Source organism: Methylobacterium sp. J-078, from assembly GCF_022829285.1.
Taxonomy (GTDB): domain Bacteria; phylum Pseudomonadota; class Alphaproteobacteria; order Rhizobiales; family Beijerinckiaceae; genus Methylobacterium.
Map to the genome: position 1 here is coordinate 112,864 of NZ_JAKSYI010000055.1, position 19,368 is coordinate 132,231.

Here is a 19,368-nt window from a genome sequence, read left to right on the forward strand (position 1 = left end):
GCCCAGGTCGTGGTTAGCGTCCGGTTAACGAATGGCGCGCACGGCGCCGGGTCCCGGCAACGGAAACGCGAAAGCCGCGCCCGGGTGAGGGGACGCGGCTTCCGATGACGGGGCTTCGTGGTTCGGCCGATGCCCCTGGGGGCCTCGCGCTCAGTGACGGTAGTGCTGGATGCGCGTGGTGCGCAGGCCGGCCAGACCGTGCTGATCGATGGAGAACTGCCAGCTCAGAAATTCCTCGGTGGTGAGGGTATAGCGCTGGCAGGCTTCTTCGAGACTTAAGAGACCGCCCCTGACGGCGGCGACCACTTCGGCCTTGCGACGGATGACCCATCGACGCGTGGTGGTCGGCGGAAGGTCCGCAATGGTTAACGGACTTCCATCAGGCCCGATCACGTACTTCACTCTCGGGCGGCTTGGTTCGGTCATGATACGCTCTACAACTCGACTGACCTGTCGAGATTGGAAGCTAGTCCTGCCCGCTTAAGATATCTTGAAGCGGTTCGATCGCTTTGGAATCATAGCGCCTTCATGTGGACAACTTCGCGCCGATGTTCTGAACGGCGGAGAGTGGAACCCGGGTCGTGCCGAGCAGGAGCACAGGCTCCGTTCCCGTGAGGTCGACGCCGTCCACGGTGCCGGCAACCTTGGTGTCCACCGCCACCTGGGCGCCCGTCGCGTCCACCGCATCCACCTTGATCGCGTAGGTGCCGTCGGCGGAGGTGAAGCCGCTGGTGGAGCGGCCGTCCCAGGCGAAGGTCTGGACGCCGGCGGCCAGCGCCTTGGTCTGGGTCGCGACCACGTTGCCCTTGGCGTCGCTGATCGTGATCCGGGCCTGCGTGGCGGCCCGGGCCGGCGTCAGGGTCCAGCTGGCCGCGCCGCTCTTCAGGGCGGTGGACTTGCCGTCCGCCGTGATGGTCTGGCCGATGAACCCGGTGGCCGAGGCCGCGCTCGACGATTTGGCGTTGCTCAGGATCGAATCGAGGCGGTCGTTCGACTTCAGCTGCTGCTCGACCCCGGCATATTGCACCAGTTGCTGCGTGAACTGGTTGGTATCCATCGGGTCGAGGGGGTTCTGGTTCTTCAGCTGCGTGGTGAGCAGCGTGAGGAACTGCGTGAAGTTGCCCGCCAGTTCCTGCGTTGAGGTCTTGGTGGCCGCACCCGTCGCGGTGCCGCTCGTGGTGCTGCTGATGCCGGACGCCATGGGATCGGTTCCTCAGATGCGGATGTCGAGGCCGCGCCCGGCGCCGTAGAGGCGCAGCGGCACGGCGTTCAGGGGGCTTTGGGTCTCGTGGCCGGGGCGGCGCGGCTGGCCCTGGGGGCCGGAGCCCTGGCCGTTCGAGCCTTGACCGTTCGCGCCCTGGCCGCCGGAGCCCTGACCGTCCGCCCCCGCGTCGCTGCCGGCGCCGTCGCCGCGCAGGCTCACGGTGATGCTGCCGTCGGGGGCGTCGAGGCCGGCCTGGGTCAGCGCCTGCTGGAGGTTGCCGGCGTCGCGCTGGAGGAGCGCCAGGGTCTCGGGCCGGTCGACCACCAGGCTGGCCTGGACCGCGCCGGTCTCCTTGTCGATGGCGAGGTTGACCTCGATCCGGCCGAGATCCTTCGGATCGAGGCGGATCTCGAAGGTGTTGCTGCCCGAGAGCGAGCGCAGGCCGATCGTCATCGGCACCACCCCCAGGGGGATGGGCGCCGGGGCCGGGGCTTCGTGCCTGGCCGGAATCGCCGCTTCCAAGGTGGGCGCGTGAGGTGCCGCCGCCGTGGGCGCTTGCGCGAGAAGCGCCGACGGATCGGCGTCCGCCGCGAGGAACGAAGCGGGTTCGCCCTCCTTGGTGGACGCCGTGGTTTCGCCCGACGTCGCGGCCTCGCCCCGCCCCGGGCGGGACGCGCCGCGCGCGGCGGAGGCGGCCGCGCCGACGAGCTGCGCTCCAGCAGTCTGGGCTGGGATCTCCCCCGGCTGGTTCGCGGAGGGCGGCTGAATCGGGGTTCCCGGTAGATTCGCGCCTGGACCTGCGGGCTGGAGCGACGCGAGGGCCGCGGCGAGGCCGGCCTCGGCCGGCGCCGAGCGGGACGCAACCGGCTGCGCGGATGACGGCTCGCCGGTCTCGACGTTCGGCGTCGCGGCGGACGCTGCATTCGGCCCAGTATCCGCCGCCTGGGTCGCGGACGCAGCGACCGGGCCCCGCGCGGCGGACGTGCGGGCGCCCGGCGTCGCCGGGACCGTTCCCTCGGGCGGCGGCGTCACGGCGGGAGCCGGGGGGAAAGGCGGCGGCGGGGCGGGCTGCGCGATCGCGACAGGGGGGGGCGTCGAGTTCGCCGGGGCAGCCTGCGTCTCCGCAGGCAGGTCGCCCACTGTCTTCGAATCCGGCTCCGTGGACGGGTCGGGCGCGGCGCCCGAGGCGTCCGGCTTCGCTGCTTCGGCGACCGGCATGGTCCCGGAGGCCGGCTCGGGCGGCAGGACGGCGCCGAGGGGGGCAGGCGGTAACAGCCCGGCGGAGCGCGCGGAACCGCCATCCGGCGGCGAACCGGCATCCGGCGCGACCGGAGTCGCCACGGTCCGGGCTGACAGGCTGCGGGTGGCCGGGGTCGCCTGCGCCGCCGCCTGGCCCAGCGGTGACGCCTGGCCTGCCGCTGCTGATGGCCCCTCCAGAAGGGCCAGGAAGTCCGTCGCCGCGGCGGAGGCGTCCGGATCGATCGCGGGCGTCGTGGGCACCGTCGCTGCGGAAACTTGGCGCACGAGCACCGGCGGCGGCGCGGCCTCCGGTGCCGAAAGGTCGATCGTGAAGGCGTGGGCGCCCGGCTCCCGCGATCGGGCGGGCATCGCCGAGGCGAGGCGCAGGGTCGAGGAATCCATATCAATCGCCGGAAAGGCCATGCGCTGCGTTTCTCCCTCGGCGACGGAGCGCAAACGTCGGGCCAGACGTGGCACTCGACAAGCCGCTGCAAACAATGGGTTTTCCGTGAACCGGCATCGACCGGGATCGCGCGGCCCGGCAATTCCTGCCCCGACCCGGCAGCTTTGACCGCTCGCCCCACCCGACCGGCGCGCACGTCCTCCGGGGTGGGTCACGATGCGCCCGCCCTGGAAACCGGGGGCGAGGATCGCTATAGACTCACGCGAAGGGCCGGACCGGCCCCTTCCGGTAAACCCTGGCGCGATGAACTCCCTCGATCTTCCCAAGGCTCCGCACGAGACGCGCGTCGTCGTCGCCATGTCGGGCGGCGTCGATTCCTCCGTCGTGGCCGGGCTCCTGAAGCGCCAGGGCTACGACGTCGTCGGCATCACGCTCCAGCTTTACGATCACGGCGCCGCCACGCACCGCAAGGGCGCCTGCTGCGCCGGCCAGGACATCCACGATGCCCGCCGGGTGGCCGAGGCCCTCGACATCCCGCACTACGTCCTCGACTACGAGGACCGCTTCCGCGAATCCGTGATCGACCGCTTCGCCGAGAGCTATCTGGCCGGCGAGACGCCGATCCCCTGCGTGGAATGCAACCGCTCGATCAAGTTCCGCGACCTGCTGCGCACCGCCCGCGATCTTGAGGCCGACTGCCTCGCCACGGGCCATTACGTGGCGAGCCGCCCGGAGGCGTCCGGCGGGCGCGGGCTCTACCGGGCCCTCGATCCGGCCCGCGACCAGAGCTACTTCCTCTACGCCACCACGGACGAACAGCTCGCTTTCCTGCGCTTCCCCTTGGGCGAGTTGCCAAAGGACGAGACGCGGCGGCTCGCCCGGGAGCTGGGCCTCGCGGTGGCCGAGAAGGCCGACAGCCAGGACATCTGCTTCGTGCCGCAGGGCCGCTACGCCGACGTGATCGCGCGCCTGCGCCCCGACGCAGCCCGGGCCGGCGATATCGTCGACCTCGGCGGGCAGGTGCTGGGGCGGCACGAGGGCATCATCCACTACACGGTCGGCCAGCGCCGGGGCCTGCGCCTCGCCTTGGGCGAGCCCCTCTACGTGATCCGCCTTGAGCCGGACACCGCCCGCGTGGTGGTCGGCCCGCGCACGGCCCTGGCCACGAGCCGGATCCGCCTCGGCGACCTGAACTGGCTCGGGGGTCCCGGCGACGGAGCCGCGCGGCCCGTCGCGGTGCGCGTGCGCTCCACCCGCGAGCCCCGGCCGGCGCTCCTCTTCCGCGACCCGCAAGGCGACGGGGCCGAGATCGAGCTGGCGACCCCCGAGGACGGCGTCTCGCCGGGGCAGGCCTGCGTGATCTACGCCGATGACGGCCCACGCGCCCGCGTGCTCGGCGGCGGCACCATTCGCCGGGTCGACGCGTTGGCCAGCGGCGCCGCACGAGCCGCCTGAACGCGCGGCCCGATCCACCCTCTTCCCCCACAGGACTTCGAGATCGACATGCTGAGCGAGCCGCGGGAGGCCGGTCCGAGCACCGCCCTGATGCGCAAGGCCTATGCGCGCTGGGCGCCGGTCTACGACGTCGTCTACGACAAGCTCACCGAGCCGGCCGCCCGCGACGCGGTCGAGGCGGCCGTCGCCTGCGGCCCCCGCATCCTCGAGGCCGGCGTCGGCACGGGGCTGTCCCTCGGCTACTATCCCTCCACGAGTTTCGTCTGCGGCGTCGACCTCTCCGAGGACATGCTCAAGCGCGCCCGCGCCAAGGTGCTGCGGCGGGGCCTGCGCCACGTGCGCGGCCTCCAGGTCATGGATGTCTGCCGCCTCGGCTACGCCGACGCCAGCTTCGACGCGGTGGTGGCCCAGTTCCTCATCACCCTGGTGCCGGACCCGGAAGCCGCGCTCTCCGAGTTCCTGCGCGTGGTCCGGCCCGGCGGCGAGATCGTGCTCGCCAACCATTTCGGTCAGAGCACCGGCCCGGTGGCCAAGGTCGAGGAAATCGTCGCCCCGCTCTGCACCAAGATCGGCTGGTCCTCGGACTTCAAGTCGACCCGGATCGAGGCCTGGGCCCGGTCGCACGGGGTCGAGTTCATCGGCGTGGCGCCGACTTTCCCCGGCGGGTTCTTCAAGATCCTGCGGATGCGCAAGCCCGGGTGAGCACGCCACCGCCTCCCTCGTCCGAGCCGACGCCGGAGCCTTCGGCGCGGCCCACGCGGATGCGGCGGGTCCTGCGCTGGCTTCCACTTCTGCTCCTGGTCGGGACCTCGCTCGCCGTGCTGGTCTCGGGCGCCTCGCACCTTCTCAGCCTCGACCGGCTCCTGGCTTCGCGGACCTGGCTGATCGCCTGGGTGGCGGAGGACCGCTTCCGCGCCATGGTGGTGGCCTTCCTCGTCTACGTCTCGGCCGTGGTCGTCTCGGTGCCGGCCTCGCTGTTCCTGACGATGCTGTGCGGCTTCCTGTTCGGCATCGTTCCGGGAGCCCTCATCGCCCTGGCCTCGGCGACGACGGGGGCGGCGATCGTCTTCACCATCGGGCGCGGGGCGGCGGCCGACCTGCTGCTGCGCCGGGCCGGACCCCGCCTCGCCGGCCTCGCGGCCGGATTCCGCGCGGATGCCTTCGGCTACATCGCCTTCCTGCGGCTGCTGCCGATCTTCCCGTTCTGGATGACGAACCTCGCGCCGGCCGCCTTCGGGGTGAAGCGCAGCACCTTCGTGCTCGCGACCCTGGTGGGACTGCTGCCCGGCGTCTTCATCTACGCCTCCACCGGGGCGGCCATCGAGGACGTGGTCCTCGCCCACGAGAGCGCCAAGGCCGCGTGCCTGGCGGCCGACGGCCTTGACTGCGACAACGCCCTGACCCTGCGGGCCCTGGTGACCCCCAAGATGGTCGCGGGCCTGGGCGCCCTCGCGGCCTTCGCGCTGCTCTCGGTATTCCTCCGCAGGCGCTTCCAGCGCAGAATGCCGGCCGGTGCCGCCGGTTCGGACGGACCGTGAATTCCTGATCCAATTTAGCCATAAGTCTGATCAAAAACTGTGAGGTGCGAGGCAGCCTAACGGCCTCAGAGGCGTTATGAGGTGCAATTGCGCATCGAGCTTACGCTCTGGAAACGCCGTCGGGTCACCGTCAGCCGGACCTCCAGCCGACACCCGCCGCGCCGAGGGGACCGGGAACCCGAAGAGCCAAGATGGGTGTGAATTCTCGCGTTGTGTTCGGTCAGGACGTCGCCGCCCCCAGCGTGCCGGCGGCGCGCGGCCTCGGCCGGCACCTCGGCCTGTCCGGGCGCCTCTTCCTGCTCACCGTGGCTTTCGTGGCCTTCATCGAGGTGCTGATCTACGTGCCGACGGTGGCCAATTACCGGCGCATGTGGCTCTCCGACCGGATCGCCGCCGCGCAGGTGGCCGCCCTGGTACTCGACGCAGCCCCCGACCAGCGCGTCTCGGAGAGCCTCGCCCAGCGCCTCCTGGCGGGGGTGGGCGCACGGGCCATCGTGGTGCAGGGCAACGGCACCCGGCGCCTGCTCTCAGACGAGACGGTTCCGGACGCGGTCTCCGACCACATCGACCTGCGCAACGAGGACCTGATCGAGTCGATCCGGGGCGTGGCCCGAACCCTGATGGCGGACGGCACCCGGCCGATCCGCGTGATCGGGCACGGCCGCGACGGCTTCGACCTCGTGGAGATCCTCATCGATTGCCTGCCGGTGCGCGACGCCGTGACGGCCTTCGCGATCCAGCTCGCCCTGTCCTCGCTGGCCATCGCGGCGGCGGTGGCCGGCCTGATCTTCCTCGTCCTGCAGCGGGCCATCGTCCGCCCCGTGCGGCGGCTCGTGCACAACATCACGGAATTCGCGCAGGATCCGGAGGCGGCCGCCGGCGTCATCGTCCCCTCGCGGCGCACCGACGAGATCGGCCACGCGGAGGTGGCGCTGGCGCAGATGGAGACCGCCCTGGCGCGGGAACTGCGCGAGAAGCGGCATCTGGCCGACCTCGGTCTCTCGGTGAGCAAGATCAACCACGAGCTGCGCAATCTCCTGACCACGGCGCAGCTTCTGAGCGACCGCCTCGACGGGGTCGCCGACCCCTTGGTCCAGCGCGTCGCCCCGCGCCTCGTTGCGACCCTCGATCGCGCGATCCGGTTCTGCGAGGAGACCCTGGCCTACGGCCGTGCCACGGAGCGCAACCCGAACCGGCGCCTCGTGCCGCTGGCCCCCATCCTCGCCGAGCAGGCGGACCTTTCCGGGCGCGAGCGCGATTCGGACATCGTGATCCGCGCGGTCTGCCCGAACGGGTTGCAGATCTGCGTCGATCCGGATCAGTTCTCCCGGGCGCTCGCCAACATCGTGCGCAACGCCGTGCAGGCCCTGGCGCCGCCCGGCCCCGGCTACGAGGCGGTGACGCGCGCCGATCCGACCATCACCATCGAGGCGCGGCGCATCGGGACCGGGACGATGGTCCTGATCACCGACAACGGCCCGGGCCTGCCGGCGCGGGCGCGCGAGCACCTGTTCAGCCCCTTCAAGGGCGCCTCGCGCCCGGGCGGCACCGGACTCGGCCTCGCCATCGCGTCGGAGCTGATCCAGCTCAACGGCGGGACCCTGTCCCTCGACGAGACACCGGTCGGCACCCGCTTCCGGATCGTGATCCCCGACCCGGTGGGTTGAGCGGGCGGGTTCGCGAAGGGCCGGGGACCGCGCCTTATTCCGCGGCCGCCAGGGTCAGGCCCGGCACCGCGATGCCGAGGTCCTGCAGCAGTTCGGCGTCCGAATCGGTCTCGTTGTTGGCGGTGGTGAGCAGGCGCTCGCCGTAGAAGATCGAGTTCGCGCCGGCCAGGAAGCAGAGGATCTGGGCCTCGCGGGTCAGGCCCTTGCGGCCGGCGCTGAGGCGCACGCGGGCGCGCGGCATCACGATGCGGGCCGTGGCGCACATGCGCACGAGGTCGAGGGGGTCGACCGCCGGGCGGTCCTCCAGGGGGGTGCCCTCCACCGCCACGAGGGCGTTGATCGGCACGCTCTCGGGGTGGGGCGCGTGGTTCGCCAGGACCTGGAGCATGCCGGCCCGGTCCTTCACGCCCTCGCCCATGCCGACGATGCCGCCGCAGCAGACGCCGATGCCGGCCGCGCGCACGTTCTCCAGGGTGGTCAGGCGGTCCGCGTAGGTCCGCGTGGAGATGATGTCGCCGTAGAAGTCCGGGCCGGTGTCGAGGTTGTGGTTGTAGGAGGTGAGCCCGGCCTCCGCGAGGCGCCCGGCCTGCGAGGGGGTGAGCATGCCCAGCGTCACGCAGGCCTCCATGCCCAGACCGCGCACGCCCCGCACCATGGCGAGCACGGCGTCGAATTCCGGCCCGTCCTTGGGCTGGCGCCAAGCCGCGCCCATGCAGAAGCGATGCGCCCCGTTTGCCTTGGCGGCGGCGGCCTCCCGCAGCACGGCGTCGACCGGCATCAGCCGCTCGCGGGCCATGCCGGTGCCCTTGTGGTGGGCCGATTGCGGGCAGTACGCGCAATCCTCCGGGCAGCCGCCGGTCTTGATCGACAGCAGGGCGGCGCGCTGGATGTCGGCCGGGTCGTTGTGGGCGCGGTGTACCGCGGCCGCCCGGTAGACGAGGTCGAGGAGCGGCAGGTCGTGGATCGCCTGGATCTCGGCCACGCTCCAGTCGTGGCGGATCGCGGCGGGCTCGACGGCCGGGGTGGATGCGCGGGGGGCCAGGGTCTCGGTCATGCCCCCATGAGGCGAATCCCGGCCTAAAAATCAAGCCGGCCGTGCGGCCTCAGTTCGTCGGCTCGCCCGCCGCGACCTTGGCGGTCCAGTCGTCGAAGGCGACGATCTCCTGGCGCTGCGCGCCGAGACCCGCGATGCCGAGGGTCATCACGTCGCCGCTGCGCAGGAAGCGCGGGGGCTTGCGGGCCATTCCGACGCCGGGGGGCGTGCCGGTGGTGATGACGTCGCCGGGCTCCAGCATCATGAAGTGCGAGACGTAGGCCACGAGTTGCGCGGGATCGAAGATCATCGTCGCGGTGGAGCCCGTCTGCATGCGCGTCCCGTTCACGTCGAGCCACATGGGAAGGTTCTTGAGGTCCGGGATCTCGTCGAGGGTGACGAGCCAGGGGCCCAGCGGGCCGAAAGTCGGGCAGCCCTTGCCCTTCGCCCAGGTGCCGCCGCGCTCCATCTGGAATTCGCGCTCGGAGACGTCGTTGCAGATGCAGGCGCCCGCCACGTAGGACAGGGCCTCGTTGGTATGCACGTAAGAGGCGCGCGCGCCGATCACGAGGGCGAGTTCCACCTCCCAGTCGGTCTTGGCCGAGCCCTTGGGAAGGATCACCCGGTCGTTGGCGCCCGCGAGGCACGAGGGCGCCTTGTTGAACAGGATCGGCTCCGGCGGGATGTCGGCGCCGATCTCGGCGGCGTGGTCGGTGAAGTTCAACCCGATGGCGACGACGTTGCGGGTGCCGCCGACGCAGGGGCCGAGGCGGGTCGCCGGCGGCAGGAGCGGCAGGCTCTCGGGGTCGATCCGGCGCAGACGCTCCAGGGTCTCCCGCGACAGCACGGATCCGGCGATGTCGCGGACATGGTCCGAGAGGTCGCGCAAGCCGCCGCGCGCATCGACGAGGCCGGGCTTCTCGTCGCCGCTCTCGCCGTGACGGATCAGTTTCATCGCTCGTTCCTCCGCGCAGGATCTTTCCGGCAGACATCGATCGGACGGACCGGAACGGCAAGGGGCGCGGGACGCGGTCCGGTGGGCAAATCGCCGGCACGACCGCTGCCGGGACAGCCCGGGTTGCCCGATTCGTCACCAAAAGGTCACACCGCCGCCCCGAGATGCGGCACCGGCCCGTTTTTCTGCTTCGACGCTTATTCACGCCGACGAGAGTTTAGATGTGAACCATTCTGCCTGTGCCGATCGGATAGAGGCTCGGGCCCTGCAATATCGCGCAAATTCCAATGCAGTGACACAATTCATCTTGGTTTTTACTTATGGCGTCAGGCATTGCGCAGTCGCGGAGGTCGCGCCATTGTCGTGTCCAAGGTGCAGCACCCGGTCCGACAGGGCGGGACCAAGCCAAGCACCATGCACAGGGGTGGGTCTCACGACATGACGGGCACGATTCGGAGCCGTTCTTACCGCAACTGGGCGCGCTCGGGCGTTTCCGTCGCGCTCCTCGCCGCCGGCGTCACGCAGGCTTCGGCCGGGGCCTTTGGCATCCGCGAGCAGAGCACGGAGGCGCAAGGGCTCGCCTTCGCGGGCACGGCCTCCGGCTCCGGCGGCGTCTCGTCGATGTTCTGGAACCCCGCCACCGTGACGATGCGGCCGGGCTGGGTCACCGAGCAGAACCTCAGCCTGATCAACCTGTCCGGCAAGATCACCCCGGAGGCGGGCACCAACCCGGCCTTCGCGCGCCTGGGCGACAGCGGCGACATCGGCCAGGGCGCGATCGTGCCGGCGGGCGCCACCTCCTACCAGCTGAACGACCGGCTCTGGATCGGCATCCAGACCGGAGCGCCCTTCGGCCTCGTGACGAAGCCGCGCGACACCTGGGCGGGCGAGCTCTACGGCCGCTCGAACCGGATCTTTACCCTCGCCTTCAACCCGGTGATCGGCTTCAAGGTGAACGAGTGGCTCTCCATCGCCGCCGGTCCCAACATCGAGTATTTCAAGCTCACCCTGAAGCAGGCGCAGATCACCGGGGTGCCCTTCGACCCGGCGAACCTCGCGAGCGCGCGCCTGACGGGCGATTCCTGGGGCGTCGGCTTCACGGCGGGCGTGCTGATCACCCCCTGGGCCGGAACCGCCTTCGGCGTCGGCTACCGCTCCACGGTCCATCACGACATCGAGGGTTCGCTTCGGCTGCCCGGCCCCGCCGCCGCCCTCGGCGGTCCGGTGGCGGCCAACCTGAACACGCCCGAGAAGGTCACGGTGGGCGTGACCCAGGCGATCAACCCCGTCACCCGCGTCAATTTCGGGTTCGAGTGGGACAATTGGAGCCGCCTGAAGAACGTCGCCGTCGTTCCGCTGGTCCTCGGCCGCGCCGGGACCGCGCTGCCCCTGAACTACAAGGACGGGTTCACCTACGCGGTCGGCGCCGAGTACGACTGGTCGCCGGCGCTCACGGTGCGGGCCGGCGTCGCCTACGAGGTCTCGCCCATCGACTTCGAGAACCGCTCGGTGCGCCTGCCCGACGCCAACCGCGTCAACGTCTCGGTGGGCGCGAGCTACCGCTGGAGCGAGAAGCTGACCCTGACCGCCGCCTACTCGCACTTCTTCGTCGAGAAGGGCCGCATCCTGTCGGGCGTCGGGCGGGACTACAACGTGCAGAACGTCGCCTTCGCGGGCGTCGCCGACAGCAGCGCAGACATCGTCTCGGTGGGCTTCCGCTACATCTTCGGCGAGCCGGCGGTCGCCGCCCCGGCGCCGATCGTGCGCAAGTTCTGAGTACGCTCAGGGCCCCTCCGCGCCGTCAGCGTCGCGGCGCGGCCGGCGCGAGGCTGCTCGACAGGACGAGCATGACGGGCACGGCGGCGAGCGCGGTTGCCGCCGCCGCCAGCATCGCGGCCCGCGGTCCCACCGCATCCCCGAGGGGGCCGTAGAGCAGCGGGGCCGCAAGCGCGCTGCCGCCCAGCGTCCAGGTGTAGAAGACCGCGAAGGCCCGCTGGACCTGCCCGCCGGGCGCGAGTTCCGGCACCGTGCCGTAGAGGACGGACGAGGTCCCGTTCAGCATCACGCCGAGCACCGGCAGCACGGCGAGGACCGGGGCGAGCGGCAGCAGGATCACGGCGAGGATCGCGAGCGCCGTGCCGGTCTCGGTCAGCACCACCGTGCGCGTCACGCCGAGGCGCTCGCCGAGCCGTCCGCAGACCGCCTTGCCCAGCGCGCCGCCGACGAAGACGGCCGAGAGCGCGAAGCCGACCGTCGTCAAACCGGCACCCTTCTGTTGGAGCAGGAACGGCAGGTAGAGCAGGAAGGCCGGGCGCGCGGCGTTGTCGAGGATGCCGATGGCCACCAGCAGGGGAAATCCGCGCGCCGGTTCCGCGCGTGAATCCCCGGTGCCTGAGGCGGGCGAGGTCCGCGCCGCCGCTTCGGAGCGCGCACCGGGATCGCGGGGCAGGAGCCACGGCAGGCTCGCGGCGACCGCGACGCCGAGCGCCGCGATCAGCCACAGGGCAGTGCGCCAATCCGTCAGCGTCAGCAGGAGGCCGACGAGGGGCGGCACGCTCGCTTTGCCGAGGTCGCCCGTGAAGTTGTAGGTCCCGAGGGGCCCACGGGCGTTGCGGCCGTATGCCCGGGCGATCAGCGTGGAGGCGAGGGGATGCTGGGTGCTGCTGCCCGTGCCCCCGAGGGTCAGCGCGACGCTGAGGCCGATCAGCGAACCGGAGATACCCGCGAGGGCGTAACCGGCGGCGCTGAGCAGGGTGCCGAGGATCAGCACCGTCCGCACACCGAGGCGTTCCGCGAGGCGGCTCGCCGGCATCTGCAGGGCGGCGAGCGCGCCGTTGTAGAGGCTCCGCAGCAGGGCGAGGGCCGCGAAGCCGAGGCCGAATTCCGCCTGCCAGACCGGAAGCAGCACGTAGATGAGATCCGTGTAGCCGTCGTGCAGGGCGTGGTTGATGCCGACGCCGATCAGCGTGCGGCGGGTCTCGGGCGGGCTTGCGGGTTCGAGGGACGGGCGCGGCGATGTCAGGTCCGGTGCGAGCGGCATGCAGGCGCTTTCTATTTTTGCCGGCTCAAGATCGCGCCCGAGGGCCCGATTGGCAAACGCTTGGCCAGCAGGCGACCCGACGGCCCGAATCACGCTCGCGGGGAGCCGATGGGACCGGCCGGCGACCGGCTCACACCGCCGGCACCGGTCCCGTCAGGCGTTTCACGTAGAAGATGCGGTCGTGGCCGGGCGGGTAATCCGTGATCCGCCCGCATTCCGAAAAACCCAGGCGCTCGTAGAAGGCCGGCGCCTGGAAGGTCCAGGTGTCGAGCCAGATGCCGGCGAGCCCGCGCCGCCGCGCCGCGTCCTCGGCCAGCGCCATCACACGGCGTCCGAGGCCCTGGCCCCGTGCGGGACCGAGGGCGAGCAGTTCGACGAACAGCATGCCGTAACCGGTGCGGCCCCAAAGGCCGCCGACGATGGCTCCCCCCGCATCGCGAACCGTGACCGCGAACAGGTCCCAGTTGCCCCCGGGCACCTGGGCTTCGTTGTACGCGACGAGTGGCGCCAGGATGTCGGCACGCATGGCTGGGTCCGGCTCCGCTTCCAGCCGCAGGGTCCAGTCCGTGCCGCTCGGGCCTTCGTGGCCGCTCACGCCTTCATGCGCACATAAGTGCCGGGGGCCGGGCCGAGGGAGGCGAGGCCGCCCTCGCCCGGCACCCGCGCCGGCACCCGAGCGGGCGCCTGATGCTCCAGCCACTGGAACCAGTAGGGCCACCAGGACCCCTTGGTCTCGGAGGCGGCCGCCACCCAATCCTCGAACCGGCCGGTGGCCGGACCGCCGGTCCAGAAGCCGTATTTCGGCTTGGCGGGCGGGTTCACGACCCCGGCGATGTGGCCGGAACCGGCCAGCACGTAGTCGACCGGCCCGCCGAACTTCGAGGAACCCTCGAACACCGACAGGGCGGGCGCGATGTGGTCCTCCTTGGTGGCGAGGTTGAAGATCGGGATCTTCACCTTCTTCAGGTCCAGGCGCACGTTGCCGAGGATCATCTTGCCCTGCGCGAGCGTGTTGTCGAGGTAGCAGTTGCGCAGGTAGAACGAGTGGTTGGCCGCCGGCATCCGGGTCGAATCGGCGTTCCAGTACAGGAGGTCGAAGGCCATCGGCGCCTGACCCTTCACGTAGTTGTTGACCACGTAGGACCAGATCAGGTCGTTGGGGCGCAGCATGTTGAAGGCGGTGGCCATGCCGGTGCCCTCGAGGTAGCCCCGCTTCTGCATCCGCGACTCGATCAGGCGGATCTGGTCCTCGTCGGCGAACACCTTGAGATCGCCCGCATGGGTGAAGTCGACCTGCGTCGTCAGGAAGGTGGCGCTCTTGATGCGCTTGTTGCCGGTGGCCGCCTGCATCGCCAGGGTGACGGCCAGCAGGGTGCCGCCCACGCAGTAGCCCGCCGCCGCGACCTCGCTCTCGCCCGTGGCGACACCGATGGCGTCGATGGCGGTCTCGATGCCCTCCCGCATGTAGCTCTCGAAGTCCTTGTCGGCGTGCCGCGCGTCCGGGTTGACCCAGGAGATGCAGAACACCGTCAGCCCCTGGGAGACCATCCAGGCGATCAGGCTCTTCGCGGGGTTGAGGTCGAGGATGTAGAACTTGTTGATCCAGGGCGGGACGATGAGGAACGGGCGCTTGAGCACCGTCTCGGTGGTCGGCGCGTACTGGATCAGCTCCATCAGGTCGTTGCGGAACACCACTTCGCCCGGCGTCACCGCCACGTTGACGCCAACCTCGAAGCCGGCACCCGGATCGGTCTGGCGCACGCGGAGCTGGCCCTGGCCGGCCTCTATGTCCTCGGCGAGCATCTTCATGCCGCGAACCAGGTTGGCGCCATTCTCCTTCAGGGTGTGCCGGATCAGTTCCGGGTTGGTCATCACGAAGTTCGAGGGCGAGAGCGCCCCTGAGATCTGGCGCAGGTAGAACTGCGCCTTGTGCCGGGTGTGCTCGTCGATGCCCTCGGCCTCGTCGACCAGGGTCTCCGCCCAGCGGGAGGTGATGAGGTAGCTCTGCTTGATGAAGTCGAAGATCGGGTTGGTGGACCATTCCGCGTGGGCGAAGCGGTTGTCCTTCGGCTCGGGCTGGGCCACGGGCGAGGCGTCCTCGCCCTGCAGGCGCTGCCAGGTCGAGCCCCACAGGGTGATGAAAGCCTCGCTGAGCCGGGTCTGGGCCTCGACGGTCTTCTTCGGGTCGGCGAGCCAGGTCTCGGCGACGCTGCCGAGGGTGCGGACCACGTCCTTGACCTCCTCCGGCGGCTCGACGGGCGGGACCACGAGGGCGTCGGGGGTGGCGACGGGTTTCATGTAGCGTGAAGCCGCGCGCCCGAACTCCTCGACCAGCAGGCTCGCGTTGCGGGACAGGGCCTCGATATCGGGCAGCGGCGTCGTCCGTTCGGTCGTCACGCGTGCATTTCTCCCCGTTCCGGCTCGGTCCCTTCGCCGCGCGACGCCTGCCACACGGCCCTGGGGAGCCTCGTTTCCGACAAATTAACGCGCCATCGCGCAGTTCCGCCAGAGCGCCCGTCCTCGAATCGGCCCACCGCCCCCATGTCCCGGCTTCACAACCCTCAGTTTGTCGCTGCCCTGGCCGCCGTCGCGCTCCTCGGCGGCTGTTCCGGCGACCTGAACCCCATGCGCATGGCCTACGGCACCGGCGAGGCCGGGCCGCCGGCCAAGACGCCCGACTTCGTGGCCCAGTCCCGGCGCGGCGGCGGCGACTTCATGCCCGTGGGCGTCTCCGCCCCGGCCCGGCCCGTGCGGGCGAAGTCCGCCGAGGGCACCAAGGCCCTGGAGGACGAGCTGATGGCCGCGCGCGGCCGCAACGAGGCCAAGGGCCGCTCCGCCGAGAGCGCCGCCGGCAAGACCGGGCAGGCCCCCAAGCCCTGAGCCGTGCAGATATCGTTCGGCGCCGTGGCACAAAACTGCTAGACACGGGGCAGACGTGCGAATTCACCGACGGTCTCGCGCGGCGAGTGCGTCGGCGACGGCCGGATGCCACCCGAGGGACATCCGGTCTAGACCACGTCTCCGTCTCGGGGCGATGACAGTTCCGCGCGATCAGGCACGCCACGCGCACCCAACCTCGTGCTCTCGGACCGAAATTCTTATCCCCCGGACATTGTGAAGGCCATGACCGACTTCCACCGCATCAAGCGCCTGCCCCCCTACGTGTTCGAGCAGGTGAACCGGATCAAGGCTCAGGCTCGCGCCAACGGCGCCGACATCATCGACCTCGGCATGGGCAACCCGGACCTCGACGCGCCGAAGCACGTCATCGCCAAGCTGGTGGAGACCGCCGGCCGTCCGCGCACGGACCGCTATTCCGCCTCGAAGGGCATCGCGGGCCTGCGCCGCGCCCAGGCCGGCTACTACAAGCGCCGCTTCGGGGTCAGCCTGAACCCCGACACCCAGGTGGTGGCGACGCTGGGCTCGAAGGAGGGCTTCGCCAACATGGCCCAGGCGATCACGGCGCCGGGCGACGTGGTGCTGGTGCCGAACCCGAGCTACCCGATCCACGCCTTCGGCTTCCTCATGGCCGGCGGCGTCATCCGCTCCGTGCCGGCCGAGCCGACGCCCGCTTTCTTCCCGGCGGTGGAACGGGCGATGCAGCACTCGATCCCCAAGCCCGTGGCGATCGTTGTCTGCTACCCCTCGAACCCGACCGCCTACGTGGCGAGCCTCGATTTCTACCGGGACCTCGTCGCCTTCGCCAAGCGCCACGAAATTATCATCCTGTCGGACCTCGCCTACGCGGAGGTCTACTTCGACGGCGAGCCGCCGCCCTCCGTGTTGGAGGTGCCGGGCGCCATCGACTGCACGGTGGAGTTCTCGTCCCTGTCGAAGACCTTCTCCATGGCCGGCTGGCGCATGGGCTTCGCGGTGGGCAACGAGCGCCTGCTCGCGGCCCTGACGCGCGTGAAATCCTACCTCGATTACGGGGCCTTCACGCCGATCCAGGTCGCCGCCACGGCCGCCCTGAATGGGCCGGAGGACTGCATCGTGGAGATGCGCGGGATCTACAAGAAGCGCCGCGACGCGCTGATCGAATCCTTCGGCAAGACCGGCTGGAAGATTCCGACCCCCTCCGCCTCGATGTTCGCCTGGGTGCCGATTCCGGAGAAGTACCAGGCCCTCGGCAGCCTCGAATTCTCCAAGCTCCTGCTGGAGAAGTCCGACGTCGCGGTGGCGCCCGGCATCGGCTTCGGCGAGCACGGCGACAACTACGTCCGCATCGCGCTGGTGGAGAACGAGCAGCGCATCCGGCAGGCCGCGCGCAACATCCGCCGGTTCTTCGAGACCTCGGACAAGACCCTGCACAACGTCGTGCCGCTCTCCAAGGCCGGCTGAGGCGGCGAGCGGCCGTTGTTGCGGCCGGGAGACAGCCGCCCGCAAAGCGGCGCGGGCCGACCCGGCGCGCTTGTCACGGGCCGGCCCGGTCCGCAGGGTCGGGACGAGGCCGCGCCGCATCGGTGGCCGGCGGTTGAGGCCCGAGGATCGTATGCGTGGTTCGATGATGCGTGGTTTGACGCTCGCCGCCGCCCTGGCGCTGGCCGGGACCGCTGGCGCCTGCGCCCCGAAGCCCATCGTCGCCCGCGACCCGGTGCCCGCACCGGCCCCGGGCGTCGGCTATGCCTGCGATTCCCGCCCGACCGTGCTCAACGCGTTCCAGACCGCGTGCGAGCCGCTCCTGCGCGAGCCCCAGGTGGTCGTGCGGGCCAAGGGCTGACCAAGCGCTGACGCCCGGCCGCCCGTGTGATTAGGCGTGGATGCCGCAAAGCTGCGGCGCCCCGGCCACGGACAAGACCCCCGCGTTCGGCCATAATGAGGCCGGGCGCGTCTCCACAGACCCAGGCTGCCCGCCGGAGTGCCTTCGTGCTGATGACCTTGCGAACCGTCCTCGCCACCGGCCTGATCGGTCTCGGGCTGACCTGCGCGGCCAGCGCCCAGACGCTGTTCCTCGGCGCCAACGGCCCGGTGGTACTGCCAACGAGCCCGTATTCGGGCCGTCCGGTGCCGGACGATCCGCGCGCCGTGCCGGTCCCGCACGTGATGAACGGCGGCGGCTTCGGCCTGACGGGCACGGACTATTACAGCGACAGCATCACCGAGGGTCCGCTCAACAAGCGCCACCGGCCCCGCGAATTCGTGCTGGCCCCGGCCCGGATCGGCCCGCAGGACTTCGTGCGTCCCGCACTTCCGTAGGCGGCGCTAGCCCCGCCGGTCGGCGAGGCGGGCGGCGAGGATGCCGCCCGCGTAGGCGACGAGGTTGAGGGGCGCGAAAACCCGACCGATCAGGAGCTTGCCGGCCAGCGTCAGCCGGAAAGCGTCGAGGCCGGGCATGTGCACCAGCCGGAAGAACTCCACCGCCACCGCGATCAGGGCCGCCAGCGCCACGATGCGCCGGCGCGGATGCGGCAGGACCAGCCCGACGGTTCCGTAGACCATCGCGCCCCAGAGCACCGAGCCGCCCCACTTCGTCACGCACCACGGCAGGCCGAGGGGCAAGAGACGCAGGCTCAGGCCGGCGGCGATCGCCGCGACGGTGAAGGCCAGGAGGCGGAGCCGAACGCGCGCAGCGTGTGTCATCGGGTCAGCATTCCGGGGAGCGGGGCGGGGCCGCAGGCCGTTTACACCACCGGGGCGTCCCGGTATCACCCGGTCCCACACCCCGAAAACACGAGCCCGAAACACCAGATGCGCGCCGAGATCGAACAACTCTCGGATGCCGCCAAGCAGTCGATCGGACTGCTGAGGAGGCATCTTTGACTGGGATACCGTCGAGAAACGCCTCGCGGAGCTGAACGCGGCTTCCGAGAACCCCGAACTCTGGAACGACGCCGAGGCGGCCCAGAAGGTCATGCGCGAGCGCACCCAGCTCGATGACGCCGTCAACGCGATCAAGAAGCTCTCCCAGGACCTCGAGGACGCTCACACGCTGATCGAGCTCGGCGAGATGGAGGGCGACGAGGCCAGCATCCAGGAAGGCGAGGCCGGCGTGCGCGCCGTCGAGAAGGAGGCCGCGCGCCGCCAGATCGAGACCCTGCTCTCCGGCGAGGCCGACGGCTTCGACACCTACCTCGAAGTGCATTCGGGCGCGGGCGGTACCGAGAGCCAGGACTGGGCCAACATGCTCCAGCGCATGTATGGCCGCTGGGCCGAGCGCCGGAAGTACAAGGTCGAGATCGTCGAGTGGTCGGACGGCGACGAGGCCGGGATCAAGGGCGCCACGCTCCTGATCAAGGGCCACAACGCCTATGGCTGGCTCAAGACCGAGTCGGGCGTACACCGGCTGGTGCGGATCTCGCCCTACGATTCGAGCGCACGCCGCCACACCAGTTTCGCCAGCGTCTGGGTCTATCCCGTCATCGACGACCGGATCGAGATCGAGATCAAGGAATCCGACTGCCGCATCGACACCTACCGGTCGTCGGGCGCGGGCGGCCAGCACGTGAACACCACCGATTCGGCGGTGCGCATCACCCACATTCCGACTGGCATCGTGGTGGCCTGCCAGCAGGAGCGCTCGCAGCACAAGAACCGCGCCACCGCCTGGAACATGCTGCGCGCCCGCATGTACGAGGCCGAGTTGAAGAAGCGGGAGGAGAAGGCCAGCGCCGAGGCCGCCGCCAAGACCGATATCGGCTGGGGCCACCAGATCCGAAGCTACGTCCTGCAGCCGTATCAGCTGGTCAAGGATCTGCGCACGGGCACGCAATCGACGGACCCGGACGCGGTGCTGGACGGCTCCCTCGATCCGTTCATGGAAGCCTCCCTGGCCCAGCGGGTCTATGGCGGGGCGGATGTGGTGGAAGACATCGATTAGGGCGGATGCTCCTGGGT

At 70.5% G+C, this 19,368-nt stretch carries 19 protein-coding genes; 10 read left to right on the forward strand and 9 right to left on the reverse strand.

Annotated features, from left to right (window positions below; translation table 11 throughout):
• Window positions 1-150: 150 nt before the first annotated feature.
• The 3 genes from MKK58_RS06870 to MKK58_RS06880 all read right to left on the reverse strand — a co-directional run bounded on the left by MKK58_RS06870 (window position 151) and on the right by MKK58_RS06880 (window position 2,866).
• A complete protein-coding gene (locus MKK58_RS06870; protein ID WP_018044452.1) occupies window positions 151-426 on the reverse strand; it encodes a DUF1153 domain-containing protein in 276 nt (91 codons plus the stop codon).
• A gap of 100 nt (window positions 427-526) precedes the next feature.
• The gene (locus tag MKK58_RS06875) at window positions 527-1,201 is read right to left on the reverse strand and encodes a flagellar hook assembly protein FlgD (RefSeq protein ID WP_243911355.1); all 675 of its coding nucleotides are present in this window, start codon (window positions 1,199-1,201) and stop codon (window positions 527-529) included.
• A 12-nt stretch (window positions 1,202-1,213) separates the two neighbouring features.
• On the reverse strand, window positions 1,214-2,866 hold the full coding sequence (locus MKK58_RS06880) for a flagellar hook-length control protein FliK (RefSeq protein WP_243911356.1): 1,653 nt from the start codon (window positions 2,864-2,866) through the stop codon (window positions 1,214-1,216).
• A gap of 283 nt (window positions 2,867-3,149) precedes the next feature.
• Here MKK58_RS06880 and mnmA point away from each other — a divergent pair, with 283 nt between their 5' ends.
• From mnmA to MKK58_RS06900, 4 genes are all read left to right on the forward strand, one after another.
• On the forward strand, window positions 3,150-4,301 hold the full coding sequence (gene mnmA / locus MKK58_RS06885) for a tRNA 2-thiouridine(34) synthase MnmA (protein WP_243911357.1): 1,152 nt from the start codon (window positions 3,150-3,152) through the stop codon (window positions 4,299-4,301).
• Between the two features lie 48 nt (window positions 4,302-4,349).
• Window positions 4,350-5,003 carry a class I SAM-dependent methyltransferase gene (locus MKK58_RS06890; protein ID WP_243911358.1) on the forward strand — a complete coding sequence of 218 codons (654 nt, stop codon included), beginning with the start codon at window positions 4,350-4,352 and terminating at the stop codon, window positions 5,001-5,003.
• A gap of 59 nt (window positions 5,004-5,062) precedes the next feature.
• Entirely contained in the window at window positions 5,063-5,839 is a 777-nt protein-coding gene (locus tag MKK58_RS06895; protein WP_243911359.1) for a TVP38/TMEM64 family protein, read from the forward strand.
• 191 nt (window positions 5,840-6,030) lie between these two features.
• Window positions 6,031-7,506: a sensor histidine kinase gene (locus MKK58_RS06900; protein ID WP_243911360.1), complete on the forward strand. Its 1,476-nt coding sequence runs from the start codon at window positions 6,031-6,033 to the stop codon at window positions 7,504-7,506.
• A gap of 34 nt (window positions 7,507-7,540) precedes the next feature.
• Here MKK58_RS06900 and bioB read toward each other — a convergent pair whose 3' ends face one another.
• Together bioB and MKK58_RS06910 are read right to left on the reverse strand one after the other, a co-directional pair.
• Window positions 7,541-8,560 (reverse strand): biotin synthase BioB, encoded by a 1,020-nt coding sequence (bioB, locus tag MKK58_RS06905; protein ID WP_243911361.1) that lies wholly within the window; start codon window positions 8,558-8,560, stop codon window positions 7,541-7,543.
• Window positions 8,561-8,609: 49 nt separating this feature from the next.
• Entirely contained in the window at window positions 8,610-9,494 is an 885-nt protein-coding gene (locus MKK58_RS06910) for a fumarylacetoacetate hydrolase family protein (RefSeq protein ID WP_243911362.1), read from the reverse strand.
• 438 nt (window positions 9,495-9,932) lie between these two features.
• Between MKK58_RS06910 and MKK58_RS06915 the strand changes: the two genes are divergently transcribed.
• Window positions 9,933-11,270 carry an OmpP1/FadL family transporter gene (locus MKK58_RS06915; protein ID WP_243911363.1) on the forward strand — a complete coding sequence of 446 codons (1,338 nt, stop codon included), beginning with the start codon at window positions 9,933-9,935 and terminating at the stop codon, window positions 11,268-11,270.
• A 25-nt stretch (window positions 11,271-11,295) separates the two neighbouring features.
• Here the strand turns inward: MKK58_RS06915 and MKK58_RS06920 are convergent, their stop codons facing one another.
• From MKK58_RS06920 to phaC, 3 genes are all read right to left on the reverse strand, one after another.
• On the reverse strand, window positions 11,296-12,534 hold the full coding sequence (locus tag MKK58_RS06920) for an MFS transporter (protein ID WP_243911364.1): 1,239 nt from the start codon (window positions 12,532-12,534) through the stop codon (window positions 11,296-11,298).
• Between the two features lie 130 nt (window positions 12,535-12,664).
• Window positions 12,665-13,129: a GNAT family N-acetyltransferase gene (locus MKK58_RS06925; protein ID WP_243911365.1), complete on the reverse strand. Its 465-nt coding sequence runs from the start codon at window positions 13,127-13,129 to the stop codon at window positions 12,665-12,667.
• Complete coding sequence (gene phaC / locus MKK58_RS06930) at window positions 13,126-14,931, reverse strand: class I poly(R)-hydroxyalkanoic acid synthase (protein WP_243911366.1); 1,806 nt, start codon at window positions 14,929-14,931, stop codon at window positions 13,126-13,128. The genes MKK58_RS06925 and phaC overlap by 4 nt, the downstream gene beginning before the upstream one ends.
• Window positions 14,932-15,075: 144 nt before the next feature.
• On the opposite strand from phaC, the gene MKK58_RS06935 reads away from it, so the two are divergent.
• From MKK58_RS06935 to MKK58_RS06950, 4 genes are all read left to right on the forward strand, one after another.
• Complete coding sequence (locus tag MKK58_RS06935) at window positions 15,076-15,414, forward strand: hypothetical protein (protein WP_243911367.1); 339 nt, start codon at window positions 15,076-15,078, stop codon at window positions 15,412-15,414.
• 243 nt (window positions 15,415-15,657) lie between these two features.
• Complete coding sequence (locus MKK58_RS06940) at window positions 15,658-16,875, forward strand: LL-diaminopimelate aminotransferase (protein ID WP_243911368.1); 1,218 nt, start codon at window positions 15,658-15,660, stop codon at window positions 16,873-16,875.
• A 166-nt stretch (window positions 16,876-17,041) separates the two neighbouring features.
• A complete protein-coding gene (locus MKK58_RS06945) occupies window positions 17,042-17,254 on the forward strand; it encodes a hypothetical protein (RefSeq protein WP_243911487.1) in 213 nt (70 codons plus the stop codon).
• 152 nt (window positions 17,255-17,406) lie between these two features.
• Complete coding sequence (locus MKK58_RS06950) at window positions 17,407-17,730, forward strand: hypothetical protein (protein ID WP_243911369.1); 324 nt, start codon at window positions 17,407-17,409, stop codon at window positions 17,728-17,730.
• A gap of 6 nt (window positions 17,731-17,736) precedes the next feature.
• Here MKK58_RS06950 and MKK58_RS06955 read toward each other — a convergent pair whose 3' ends face one another.
• Complete coding sequence (locus MKK58_RS06955; protein WP_243911370.1) at window positions 17,737-18,114, reverse strand: DUF2809 domain-containing protein; 378 nt, start codon at window positions 18,112-18,114, stop codon at window positions 17,737-17,739.
• Window positions 18,115-18,222: 108 nt separating this feature from the next.
• Here MKK58_RS06955 and prfB point away from each other — a divergent pair.
• Window positions 18,223-19,351, forward strand: a protein-coding gene (gene prfB / locus MKK58_RS06960; RefSeq protein ID WP_243911371.1) for a peptide chain release factor 2 whose coding sequence is annotated in 2 segments (ribosomal slippage) — window positions 18,223-18,291 and window positions 18,293-19,351 — 1,128 coding nt in all. Because the reading frame shifts where the segments join, the coding sequence is not laid out codon by codon here.
• Window positions 19,352-19,368: the final 17 nt, after the last annotated feature.